The organism is Chryseobacterium sp. SC28 (assembly GCF_003932955.1).
In the GTDB taxonomy this organism is placed as follows: Bacteria; Bacteroidota; Bacteroidia; order Flavobacteriales; family Weeksellaceae; genus Epilithonimonas.
This window is the reverse complement of the sequence record NZ_QOVY01000033.1, coordinates 1-13085: the sequence shown is the minus strand read 5'-3', so window position 1 is coordinate 13085 and position 13085 is coordinate 1. Positions and strand designations below refer to the sequence as shown.

9 protein-coding genes and 1 pseudogene are annotated in these 13085 nt (G+C 41.0%); 2 read left to right on the top strand and 8 right to left on the bottom strand.

Annotation, left to right across the window (positions count from 1 at the left end; translation table 11 throughout):
* Window positions 1–88: 88 nt before the first annotated feature.
* The 7 genes from DTW91_RS12350 to DTW91_RS12320 all read right to left on the bottom strand — a co-directional run bounded on the left by DTW91_RS12350 (window position 89) and on the right by DTW91_RS12320 (window position 6260).
* Entirely contained in the window at window positions 89–655 is a 567-nt protein-coding gene (locus DTW91_RS12350) for a DUF3347 domain-containing protein (protein ID WP_228412720.1), read from the bottom strand.
* A 153-nt stretch (window positions 656–808) separates the two neighbouring features.
* Complete coding sequence (locus tag DTW91_RS12345) at window positions 809–1330, bottom strand: DUF305 domain-containing protein (protein WP_125203663.1); 522 nt, start codon at window positions 1328–1330, stop codon at window positions 809–811.
* A gap of 11 nt (window positions 1331–1341) precedes the next feature.
* Window positions 1342–2226, bottom strand: coding sequence for a DUF3347 domain-containing protein (locus DTW91_RS12340; RefSeq protein ID WP_125203662.1), 885 nt, complete (start codon window positions 2224–2226; stop codon window positions 1342–1344).
* A 225-nt stretch (window positions 2227–2451) separates the two neighbouring features.
* Window positions 2452–2634, bottom strand: coding sequence for a hypothetical protein (locus DTW91_RS12335; protein WP_013632647.1), 183 nt, complete (start codon window positions 2632–2634; stop codon window positions 2452–2454).
* Window positions 2635–2876: 242 nt separating this feature from the next.
* Window positions 2877–3098 (bottom strand): heavy-metal-associated domain-containing protein, encoded by a 222-nt coding sequence (locus tag DTW91_RS12330; protein WP_002978428.1) that lies wholly within the window; start codon window positions 3096–3098, stop codon window positions 2877–2879.
* A 99-nt stretch (window positions 3099–3197) separates the two neighbouring features.
* Entirely contained in the window at window positions 3198–5612 is a 2415-nt protein-coding gene (locus tag DTW91_RS12325; RefSeq protein WP_125203661.1) for a heavy metal translocating P-type ATPase, read from the bottom strand.
* An 84-nt stretch (window positions 5613–5696) separates the two neighbouring features.
* Complete coding sequence (locus tag DTW91_RS12320; RefSeq protein ID WP_125203660.1) at window positions 5697–6260, bottom strand: helix-turn-helix domain-containing protein; 564 nt, start codon at window positions 6258–6260, stop codon at window positions 5697–5699.
* A gap of 162 nt (window positions 6261–6422) precedes the next feature.
* Between DTW91_RS12320 and DTW91_RS12315 the strand changes: the two genes are divergently transcribed.
* Window positions 6423–6860: a DUF1896 domain-containing protein gene (locus tag DTW91_RS12315; protein WP_125203659.1), complete on the top strand. Its 438-nt coding sequence runs from the start codon at window positions 6423–6425 to the stop codon at window positions 6858–6860.
* Window positions 6847–12291, top strand: coding sequence for an N-6 DNA methylase (locus tag DTW91_RS12310; protein ID WP_125203658.1), 5445 nt, complete (start codon window positions 6847–6849; stop codon window positions 12289–12291). Before DTW91_RS12315 ends, DTW91_RS12310 begins: the two co-directional genes overlap by 14 nt.
* 8 nt (window positions 12292–12299) lie before the next feature.
* Here DTW91_RS12310 and DTW91_RS12305 read toward each other — a convergent pair.
* Window positions 12300–12974 (bottom strand): annotated as a pseudogene (locus tag DTW91_RS12305) (RteC domain-containing protein); the annotation flags it as partial.
* Window positions 12975–13085: the final 111 nt, after the last annotated feature.

Genomic DNA, 13085 nt, shown 5'->3' with positions numbered 1-13085 from the left:
CTTTTTTGAAGCCTGTTTTTGAAAATGGGCTAAAACAAAAAAGTAAGTAATTGATTTACAAATAAATAAAAAATAAAACAGTCCAATTTTAATTTTTATCGGACATTAATGATTCTTTTTTTACAGAACCGCAGGTAAGCATCTTACTACCATAGTAAGGATTTTTGATTGTCTTTGCTTCACTAATCCAAATAGCACCTTTGCCATCATTGTACATCGGGCAATAATCTTGATACAATTTTTGGGTAGTTCCGAACAATGCTATAAGGTCGGAAACATCTTTGCTTAATGATGCTAAATGCTCTCTTTGGTGGTCTATCTTTCCGGCATTGTCGCCAATATGCTCTGCGTTTTCTTTTGCATTTTCTGCAATATCCATATACTCCTTATGTTTGTTTGCAGGTATGGTTTTCATATCTACATTTTTCAAGGTAATGAACAACTGTTTGCCTGCATTGGCAGCAGCTTTGTCATTGTCTGAAGCAAGGGCGTTTTTTAATGACAGATAATCGGTAATTATGGGTGCAATAGAGAAGTTTTGCGCCTGCTTTTTTACATCTGATTTTTCTGCAGCTTTAGCTAATGTATCAACTGGAGCAGTAGAAGTTGCCGTATCATTTTGTGTTGATGATGGCACATTTTGAGCGTCAGACACCACTGTACTATCATTGGCTGTTTTGTCGCTGTTTTTACTGGAAGACTAATTGCAGGAAACGGTTATTGCTACAACCGTAGCCAGTGCGATGATGGAGAAAAATATATTTTTCATTTTAATGCTATTTAATGTTGTTAAAGAAATTTTTGTGGTTTACTTGTTTTCAAATTCTTTCAGCTTTCGCTTCATAAATTCGATTTCCTTTGCCTGTGTTTCAAGTATGTTTTTTTGCAACTCTATCAGTTCGGGGTCGGTTAATTTTGCTTTTTCCGACATCAGCACTGCTGCTGCGTGGTGCGGTATCATTCCTTTTACAAATTGTTTGTCGCCCACATTTATTTGCTCCCTGATGCCAAACCAAGAGAAGATGCCAATTGCGAGGGAAAATGCAATGATTGCCCAGTTGATTTTTTTGTTTTGATACATTCCTTTCATTATCCATAATTCAATGACCAACATTGCCGAAACCATCAGCAGGGTCATATACAAATTATTGATGTTCGGGATAAGATTATCCAATCTGTCAATCATAGCATACATAAGGAAATACATCGCTGCGAACATTGCAACAGCCATTATAGCAAACCGTTTGTACATTGCTGAAGAATGTTTGCCGTTATGCCCGTCATTTGCCCCGTGGTGGTGCATATCGAGTTTGTTTTCTATATTTTCCATAACAGAATATTTTATTTATTATTAATTGTTTCCTGTACACTGCCACAGGTTAGCATTTGAGAACCGTAATATGGATTTTTAACGGCTTCTTCCTTGCTTAACCAATTTGCACCTTTCCCGTTATTGTACATTGGGCAATGCTGATAATAAACAGGTGTTTCCTGTTTTGATACCTTAGCCAATTCATACATATTCTTAGAAAGCAAAGCGAAAGTTTCCCTTTGTTTGGCAACATCTTTGGAAGCAGCAATCTGTTCGGCATTTGCCGTCAGGTCTTTCATTACTTTCATCCAAGCTGTATGTTCTTCAGTAGAAAGTTTTGCCATTTCTACCGCTTTGATGGCTTTTACCAATTCGGCAGCTTTTGCAGATGAAGTACCTGCATCAGTTTTTACCAAAGCATCTTTCACGGAAAAATAATTGTCGAACACAGCTTTCAGTTGTGGTGCATTTTGGGCATCGGCAGTATTTGTTGCAGCCATTTCGTTGTGGTTATGGTTGGCGTGTTCGTTTTTCATATCCATACCCGCATCATTGGATTTTGCGGCTGGCTTTAATTCTCTGCTGTACTGGCAACATCCCGGCAATTTTGCATATACATCATCAGGTGCTAAGAATTTTTCGCTGTCGTACCCTGCCAAAGCTATACGTTTCAATATTTCGTCCTGATTGGTCTTATCGCTGTCATAAGTGAGCGTAGCCATTTTAGTGTCTTTATTCCATTCCACACTGGCTACCTTGTTCACATTGCCTGCTTTTTCGATAGTGGCTTTACACATACCGCAATTGCCGTAAATTTTTACGGTTTCTGTTTTCGCATTTTTGATTTGTGCGAAACTGTTTATTGATGATAGTAATACGCCGATTACCATCACTATTTTTGATAATGATTTCATTTTGAAAATTTTAATTTAATAAGATATACAAAAGGGGTGCGAAAACTGGATTGGGTTTTCGACAAGACATACCTGTGGCTGTCAAGCAACAGATTTAGCTTATTTTAGGCGGTAGCCAAATGGAGAAAAAGCCTGAAGAATAATAGGCTTGTTTGAAACCGAATTTTTGCTTTTTTGCTTCTGCAAACAGATTTTTTGCTTTCAATTCGATTACAACAGGTACACTTAAAGAAGTTGTTGAAGCACCGCATCTGCAAGAACTGTGTTTGCAATTGCCTCCGCAGTCGTGACCATCCTTACATTTTTTACAGGACTTGTCCTTGCAACTGTTTTTGTGCTGCGATTTTTCAGATTTTTCTTTTGAGCAGGATTTTTGTTCCGTCTTAGTTGTTTTTTTGGCGCAGGCATAGCTTATGCTCGGCATAAGGAAAAATCCCAAACACAGTAAGAGAACAAAGCTGATATGTTTACCCAAATTTTTCAACACTACAAAGTTACAAATAAGATTATCTTTTTTTGATGGCTTTCCCTCTTTTTTTGGTGTTTGATACCAAATGTTTAATAAAGCCGCATTTTTTTTCCATTTTTAAAGATATAATGCCCTTTTTATCAGGTCAGGTTGCTAAAAAGGGCATTATAAATTCAATATATTAAGCGTTTAAAGGTTCGATTTTAAAGCCTGCTTTTTGTACTGTTTCAATTACCTGGTCTTCGGTAATACCCTCTGATTTTATTGTAAGTACCTTGTCTTTATTGGCGGTGTCAACTTCCCAATGGCAGATGCCCTCTGCATTGTCCAAATGCGGCTTTACAGATGCTATACAACCGCCACAATTGATGTTCGTCTTAAATTGAAATTCTTTATTTTCCATTGTCTTAAATTTTGATTGTTGTTTGATACCACAAATTTCAGCACTATACCGTTCTGTATTGTTGTGGAATTTCTTATTTGATTTGTGATATTTAATGTTTTACTTTTTCCACTTCAACCGCAGGCTGTTAGTTACCACGCTCACGCTGCTCAATGCCATTGCTGCACCTGCAATCATCGGGTTCAGCAGGAAGCCATTTATTGGGAATAAGATACCTGCCGCAATAGGAATGCCGATTAAATTATAGATGAATGCCCAAAACAGATTTTGCTTAATAGTGGCTACGGTCTGTTTTGAAAGTTTTATTGCCTGTGGTATTTTGGTAAGGTCTGATGAAATAATGGTCATCTTGGCAACATCCATTGCAATGTCGGAACCTTTACCCATTGCAATACTTACATCGGCTGTTGCCAAAGCTGTGCTGTCATTAATACCGTCGCCAACCATTGCCACTACTTTGCCTTTGCTTTGAAGTTCCTTTACAAAATAGGCTTTGTGCTGTGGCAATACCTCTGCCTTGTAATGCCCGATGCCAGTTTGCTTTGCAATGGCTTTTGCAGTGGCTTCATTATCGCCCGTAAGCATATACAATTCTATGCCCATATCCTGCATTTGCCGGATGGCTTCGACCGATGTTTCTTTGATTTTATCAGAAATGACGATAACGGAAAGCGCCTGTTTGCTGTCGGCAAACCAAATAACTGTTTTGGATTGTTTTCCCCATTCATCCGCTTGCTTTTGCAGTTGCTCCGCAATGGTAATGTTGTTTTCTGCCAATAGCTTTTTATTGCCTACAAAATAGGTTTCGTTGTTGTGATTGGCTTTTGCACCTTTTCCTGTAATACTATCGAACAGTGATAAAGTAGTGGTTTGTACACCGTCTAAATGTTTCACTACCGCTTCTGCCAATGGGTGTTCGGATTGCTTTTCGATGCTTAATAAAATATCTTTCGTTGCATCATCATTGTTTAGCCATTCGATACCTGTTACCTCTGGTCTACCCTCTGTTATCGTTCCTGTTTTATCTAAAATAATGGCATCAACTTTTTTGGCTAATTCCAAACTTTCGGCATCCTTTATCAGAATACCGTTTTCAGCACCTTTGCCAACGCCAACCATTATAGCGGTAGGCGTAGCCAATCCCAAAGCACAAGGGCAGGCAATAACCAATACCGTAACAGCCGCTAACAATCCCTGAACTATGCCATTGTTGCCGCCTAAAATAAACCATAGGATAAATGTGAGAATAGCAATCCCTATCACAACGGGAACAAAAATTCCTGCAATCTTATCTACCAACTTTTGTACTGGTGCTTTACTGCCTTGCGCATCCTGAACCATTTTGATGATATGGGCAAGCATTGTTTCCCTTCCGACTTTAACCGCTTTGAATTGGAAACTTCCTTTTTGGTTAATCGTTCCCGCAAATACTTTTTCGTTTTCTTTTTTCTGTACAGGTACAGGCTCGCCACTCAACATACTTTCATCAACGTAGGAACTGCCCGAAGTAACCATACCGTCCACCGCAATCTTTTCGCCCGGCTTTACAAGAATAACATCGCCTGCGTTTACCTCTTCAATAGCGGTTTGTTTTTCGGTTCCATTCGCTTGTATAACAATAACGGTCTTGGGTTGTAAGCCCATCAGTTTTTTAATGGCTGAAGAGGTATTGCCTTTGGCTTTTTCTTCCAATAGTTTCCCTAACAGGATAAATGCGACAATTACGGCTGCTGCTTCAAAATATACGTGGGCGTGTAGTCCTCTCTGATGCCAAAAATCTGCAAACAACATATTGAATACGCTGAACAGATAAGCGATACCTGTACTCAATGCTACCAGTGTATCCATATTGGCTGAACGATGTTTTGTCTGCTTCCAGGCATTGATGAAAAAATCCCTGCCTAACCACAATACAACAGGAGTAGAGAACAGCCACATTATAGGGGTTGCATAGGGCATATCCATAAAGAACATTGCTATCAATACAACAGGCAATGACAGCGCAATAGCCCATACGGTTTTAGTCTTTAGCTTTTGGAACTTTTCAGCGTGGATAGCTTCTAATGTTTCCTGCTGCTTATTTTCTTCTTCTACCAGTAAATCGTAACCTATGGACTGTATCGCCTTTTGCAGTTTGGTGGCATCGGTCATATTGAGTAGGTATTCCACGGTAAGATTTCCCGTAGCAAAGTTTACGGATGCTTCTATAACGCCCTCCTGATGCTTTACAATACTTTCTACACTGCCTGCACAGGATGCGCAGGTCATTCCCAATACAGGGAATGTATGTTTTACAGTAGAAACGCCGTAACCTAAATCTTTGATTGCTTTTACCGCTGCGCCTATCGCTGCGCTGTTATCTACCGTGATAGCTGCCCTGCGGTTGTTTAGCTCTACTTTGTGGGTTTCGATGCCTTTGACCTGTGCCAATCCTTTTTCAACGATTAACGCACAATGTTCGCTTTCTACATCTTCTAAGGGAAGATAAATAGTTTCTTTATTATTCGTTGCCATATTTGCCTGATTTAATTAACAGTACAAAATTGGCTATTATATGGGTGGGTGCTATTGTGAAATTTTGGAATTTATGTGTAAGATTTACAAACTATCCAATGGCTTCCTTTTATCTTCTTTTATCTGTTTGAAATAGCTCGGTGTCAGCCCTGTAACTTTTTTGAACTGGTTGCTTAGGTAGGACACACTCGAATAGTTTAAACGAAAGGCAATTTCACTCAAAGAAAGCTCATCATATACCAATAGCTCTTTTACCTTTTCTACTTTTTGGGCAATAAAGTATTTTTCAATGGTAGTACCCTCTACCTCCGAAAAGAGATTGGATAAATAATTATAATCGTGGTGCAGTTGACTACTTAGCACATCCGAAAGATTGGTTTTGGCGTGGTTGTCCTGATGATGCACAAGGTCAATAATTATATTTTTTATCTTTTCAATTATGCGGCTTTTTTTATCGTCAATAAGTTCAAAGCCTAATGGAATTAAAACCTTATCTACATTATTTTTTTCTTCGGATGTAATCTCTTTATCCAATACTACCTCTCCAAGATTGATTTTTTTTACGTTCAGACCTAACTTATCCAATTCATTTTGCACCACCATAATACAGCGGTTGCAAACCATATTTTTAATAAAGAGTGTACTCATATATACCTTTTTACGACCTTAACAAAGGTACAAATTAATCTTTGGCATCATACCATTCTACGCCAAATCCCGCCTTTCAAAGCCAAACCCTACAACATTATCAGAAGCATTTGCTCCTGCTTATAATTTTAGGATTTAAGTAAAATTCTAAACAAAATAAGTATGGATGTACAGCAAAAAGACCTGTCGTATTTCAGATTACGACTGCAAGAATTATTAAACAGCAGCTTCCCCGAAAAGGCGCACGACCAAAAATTTATAGACCAACGGTCTTCGTGGGCTGCCAATGCTTATGAGGGTGCTTTCCGTTCAGGAAACGCCGTTGAGCAATGCGATGAAATAGCCAACTACATACTTTTTGAGGGCTTGCACTTTTCCAAGTTTGACACGATTTTCAAAGTGGTATGCAATGAATTTGATACCATAATGGCAGACGAGGAACTGCGACCGTTCGCCCTTAAAATGTTTCCCGTTTGTGAGCCTGTTTTCGCAGGATATGAATTAACTGATGATTTCGCCTATGGGTATGAGTTTGATGTACTCTATACCGAGCTGACCGGAACCATCTCAATATGGATAGCCGAAAATGGGCTTCAGTAAGCGGTTCCATCTCCAACAGAATATTGATGCCCTGCGAATTGTTTTTAAACTGGAAAAGGAGAAACGGCAAGCCACCGTAGGCGAAAGACTGCTAATGATGCGATACAGCGGATTTGGCGGTCTTAAATTCGTTCTGAACCCCATTGAAAACGAAATAGACATCAATCATTGGAGAAAAACAGAACACGACCTCTTTCCACTCACGCAGGAACTCCACCAACTACTCAAAGAAAATTCCGCAGACAATAAGCAATACCGCAGGTATGTGGACAGTATGAAAAGTTCCGTACTTACGGCTTTTTATACCCCGCCAAAGGTTATAGATGCCATTTCATCTGCCTTGCGGGATAATGGTCTGCACTTTGACAAATTCCTCGAACCCTCCGCAGGTATCGGTTCATTCATCCAATCCTTTTCGGAAAATCAGAAAGCCAGTGTTACCGCTTATGAAAAGGACTTGCTTACAGGCAAGATTTTAAAGCAGCTTTACCCCGAAAGTAATATCCGTATAAACGGTTTTGAGGAAATTCCCGAAAGGGAACAAAACAGCTATGATGTAATTGCCAGTAATATCCCTTTTGGCGATACTTCTGTATTTGACCTTTCTTATTCACGCAGCAGAAACAGCGCAAAGGAACAGGCTGCCCGAAGCATACACAATTACTTTTTTCTGAAAGGTGCTGATATGCTCCGTGAGGGTGGTTTGTTGGCTTACATCACTTCGCAGGGCATTCTGAATAGCCCTAAGAACGAACCCATACGCAGGGCGTTGATGCAGGATAATAATTTGGTTTCGGTTGTAAGACTGCCCAACAATCTGTTTACCGAATATGCAGGTACGGAAGTGGGCAGCGACCTGATTATCCTGCAAAAAAATACGGCAAAAGAAAATCTGACCGACAGGGAAGATCTGTTTTGCCAAAGCAAGCCAACCGAATACAATACTCCGGGCAATGCGCTCTTTCAAGATAGTGCAAGAATTATCCATACCGACCAAAAATTAGATACCGACCCATACGGTCAACCTGCCTTAATCTATACGCATAAAGACGGTCTTGAGGGGATTGCCAAAGATTTAAAACAAATGCTTTCCGAAGATTTTGGAAAGCACCTGAATTTGAATTTATACAGAGGCGAACGTAACGAAGAGCCTATTATACAAATCCCGATTGAACCAAAGGTTACACCTCCGGTTATTGAGCCTGTAATCATTCAGCAAAAACCGCAAGCTGTACTCACTCCGGTAGTCCGTCAGGAAAGCCCGCAGGAATTAAAGCAACTAAGCATTTTTGACCTGTTTGAAAGTGCGGGTGAACCTGTAATGGTTCTTGCTCCGCCTAAACGAGCCACGCAAACCAAAAGGCAAAGCACTAAAAAAAGAAGAGGCACAGTAAGTCGTCAGCCCGACCTTTTCAGTAGCGCAAGGCAGCAACCTTATACGCCGCTTAAATCTAATGGTGCTGCCAATGGAACCCACCAAGCAAACGGCAAAAAACAGGAAGCTATCGGCGACCTGTTTTCACAAATAAACGGTAATGGCCAGTCTGATAAGACAGCCATTACCGCTATTAATATTAATGCTATTCCTGAACCTGCCCCGTATAGTGGCGAACTGCAATCATTCCACCGTAACGATTGTCTTGTGGTGGATAATGGTTGGGTGGGTTATCTCCAAGAGGTAGAAAAGGAAGACAAAAAAGCAATCTTTCATCCATTGCAATTGCCGTCGGCACAGAAAGCAAGAGCCGAAGCCTATATTGCCGTAAGGGACAGTTATATCAACCTGTACCAAAAAGAAGCTGAAAAACAGACCGAACACAGGGAAGAACGGGAAACCCTGAACCTGCTGTACGATGCCTTTACCAAAAAATACGGCAATCTCAATACTGCCGACAATGCCAAGCTGATAAAAACAGACAGTGCAGGTAAAGAAATCCCCTATCTGGAGCGTGTCATTGGCGGCATAATCCATAAAGCGGATATTTTCAGCCGTCCCGTTAGCTTTTCTACCATTACGTTAGCAACCGACAATCCCGAAGAGGCTTTAGCTGCATCCCTGAACAAATACGGAAATGTGGATTTGGACTTTATGTCCGAAATCAGCAGCCTGCCTGCCGATACCCTGAAAGAAGCCCTGCACGGGCGGTTGTTCTACAATCCGCTACAACAGGAATATGAAATAGCCGAACGTTGGATTGCAGGCAACGTGGTGGAGAAAGCAGATGAAGTAAGAGCCTATCTCGAAAACTATCCCGATGATACCGAAGCCAAAGAAAGCCTTACCGCTTTAGAGGAAGCCCGACCAAAACGTATCGAATTTGAGGAACTGGATTTTAACCTCGGCGAACGGTGGATACCTACCGGAATTTATGCCCGTTTCGCTTCGCATTTGTTCGATGCGGATGTACTGGTTCATTACTCCGAAAGCTCCGACGACTTTTCCATAAAGTGTCATCAGGGCAATATGCACATTTGGGAAAAATATGCGGTCAAAGCGGAAAGCCGCACGTTTGACGGTATTGCCCTGCTTAAACACGCCCTTGTCAATACCACGCCTGATATTACCAAAAAAGTAATGGTTGGCGACCAAGAGGTTAAAGTACGGGATATGGAAGCCATACAAATGGCGAACACCAAGATTGACGAAATCCGTACCGCCTTTACCGACTGGCTACACGCACAGAACGATGAGTTTAAAAACAGGCTGACCGACCAGTACAACGATACCTTTAATTGTTTCGTTCGCCCAAACTATGACGGAAGCCATCAGGAATTTCCGGGATTAGACCGCAAGGGAGCAGGCATTGAAGACCTGTATTCAAGTCAAAAGGACACCGTTTGGATGATAAAGCTGAACAACGGTGCTATCTGCGACCACGAAGTAGGCGCAGGAAAAACGCTGATAATGTGTACCGCAGCGCAGGAAATGAAGCGTTTGGGATTAGCCCATAAGCCGATGATTATCGGGCTGAAAGCAAATATACCTGCCATTGCCGAAGACTACCGTAAAGCCTATCCACACGCCAAAATCCTTTATCCGGGTATTGATGATTTTACGCCGAAAAAACGCCTGCGGATTTTCGGGGATATTAAAAATAATGATTGGGATTGCGTGATACTTACGCACGACCAGTTCGGAATGATACCGCAATCGCCCGAAATACAAAAGGAAATCCTCGAAATAGAACTGGACAGCGTAGAGCGCAATCTCGATGCCCTGAAATCGCAGGGCAAGGAAGTGACAAGGGGAATGCTCGCCGGGGTAATCAAGCGGAAAGAAAATCTTGAAGTAAAGCTGAAAACGCTGCAACACGATATTGAAAACCGTAAGGATGATATTGTGGACTTTAAGATGATGGGCATAGACCATTTGTTTGTGGACGAAAGCCACCAGTTCAAAAACCTGATGTTCAACACCCGTCATACACGGGTTGCCGGACTGGGGAACGTGGACGGCAGCCAAAAGGCACTGAACCTGCTGTTTGCAATCCGCACCATTCAGGAGCGTACCAATGCGGATATGGGTGCAACCTTTCTTTCGGGTACAACCATCAGCAATTCATTAACGGAATTGTACCTGCTGTTTAAATACCTGCGCCCCCGTGCATTGGAAAAACAGGGTATTCATTCCTTTGATGCGTGGGCAGCTATCTATGCACGGAAAACGACCGATTATGAATTTTCGGTAGCTAACAATATTGTAGCAAAAGAGCGTTTCCGCTACTTTATCAAAGTGCCGGAACTGGCACAGTTCTATTCTGAAATCACGGATTACAGAACGGCTAAGGATATTGGTATTGACCGCCCCACTAAGAACGAGGTATTGTACAACATACCGCCAACGCCCGACCAAGATGCCTTTATCCAAAGCCTGATGCAGTTTGCCAAAACGGGCGATGCTACTTTGCTCGGTAGAGAACCATTATCGCAAAGGGAAGAAAAAGCAAAGATGCTCATTGCGACGGACTATGCCCGTAAGATGTCGCTCGATATGCGTATGGTAAGTGGTATATACGACGACCATCCCGACAACAAGGCTTCGCATTGTGCGGTAAATATCGCCAAGTATTACAACCAGTTCAACGCACAGAAAGGAACGCAGTTCGTTTTCTCGGATTTAGGAACCTATAAGCCCGGCGAATGGAACGTGTACTCCGAAATAAAACGCAAACTCGTGGAAGACCACGGCATACCTGCGCACGAAGTAAGGTTTATTCAGGAAGCGAAAAATGATAAGCAACGTAAGGAACTTATCAACGGAATGAACGAGGGCAAAATCCGTGTACTGTTCGGTTCTACAAGTATGCTCGGAACTGGCGTAAACGCACAGAAAAGAGCTGTTGCCGTTCATCATTTAGATACACCGTGGCGACCGTCTGACCTTGCCCAAAGGGACGGGCGGGCAATCAGAAAAGGCAATGAGATTGCCAAATTCTTTGCCGATAATAAAGTAGCGGTTATTATCTATGCCGTTGAAAAATCTTTGGATAGCTACAAGTTCAACCTGCTGTACAATAAGCAGCTTTTCATCGACCAGTTAAAGACCAACAACCTGACCAAAAGAACGATTGACGAGGGAAGTATGGACGAAAAATCGGGAATGAACTTTTCGGAATATGTGGCAATCCTGTCAGGAAATACAGACCTGTTGGAAAAAGCCAAACTGGAAAAGCAGATTGCCGGACTGGAAAGCGAAAAGCAGGCATTCAACCGTTCTAAATCCAGTGCTAAATTTAAGGTGCAGGATTATACGGAAATGTTGCAAAGCACTCAATCCCGTTTGAACCGAATGAGTGCGGACTGGGAAAACTTACAGCAACGCCTCCAAAAGCGTTCGGACGGTACAATCGAAAATCCTGTGCTGTTGGATAGCTTGCCATCCAATGCAAATCCAAAACAAATCGGTGAGAAGCTCAACGAGATTGCAGACAAAGCCCGCACCGGAGGTCAGTATGATGAAGTCGGTACATTGTATGGTTTTACCTTACTGGTGAAAACAGAAATGACACAGAAAGACAGCAGCAGTCTTGTTGAAAAGTACAACCGTTTCTTTATTCAGGGCGAGGGCAATATCAAGTACACATACAACAATGGTATAATGGCGAAAGACCCCGAAACCGCCGCAATGAATTTTTTGAGGGCTTTGGAAAAACTGCCGGGCTTTGTGAAACAGGAGCAGGCGAAAATCGCTGAAATACAAAAAGACCTGCCTATACTTCAGGAAGTGGCTAACGGTACTTGGTCTAAGGAAAGCCGATTGAGTGAGCTTAAAACGGAACTGGCTGCCGTAGAAAGAAAGATACAGCTATCTATTACCCCAGAAACCAAACAAGATGTTCCGGAGCAGGTAGAAAAGCAGAATGAAGCCCCAAAGGTTCAGGAAAGTATTATACGGACAAAAGGTGTTCATTTACCTCGTGGAATGCTGTAAGTCTAACTTTACTTTTCTTCCATTTTACTTATTAATGCATCACGTAAGCTATCAAGAAATTTCGTTCTGTTCATTTTTCGACTTTTTAATTCCAAATATGTATGATAGAAATCACCTAAATTGATATTAAAAGCAAATTCAAAGGTTTTAGCTATTGCTTTAATGTCTGCATTTCCATTGTCAAATACACCTTGGGAATATAGCGCATAAACTAGTTCCGTTAATGCAGTTTTGCTTCCAGTCCAATTAAGAGAAGAATTATGGGAGGTCTTTTTTCGATTGTTATTATTAAGTTGGTCTTCGATATAAACTTGTATCAGGTCGTTGGCAATAATTTTAGCTGCTTTGTAATCGTGGGAATTGGAAAAGCGATGGTCAGCCTCAAAATAGTAGGTGTCTAAACTTAGTTTTATATCGTACTTGTCCCTTACAAATAGTTTGTCATCAATAAAAGAGTTATTTGTCCGATAGTATTTATAAAAATCAAGGTTATTTTCAAAGAACCTTTTTAGCTTTTTCAGTTCTTTGACAAAATATTTCTTGGTACGCTTATTTCCATACGGTCTTCTCGTTTCGATTTTATAGATGGCATTATAATAGATGAACTTTGAAACGATAATTGGCTTTTGATATTTAAAAAAGCGAATTTCTTCATCAACATTCTTAAATCCTCTTTTTAAAATACCTGTTGTGCATTTAGAATAAATTCATTTTAATTTTGTTCAAACTTCTTTTGAAAACAAAGAAATTGAGATATTGAATCATTGTAAAAGATGTGATTTTGGAGGTAATTC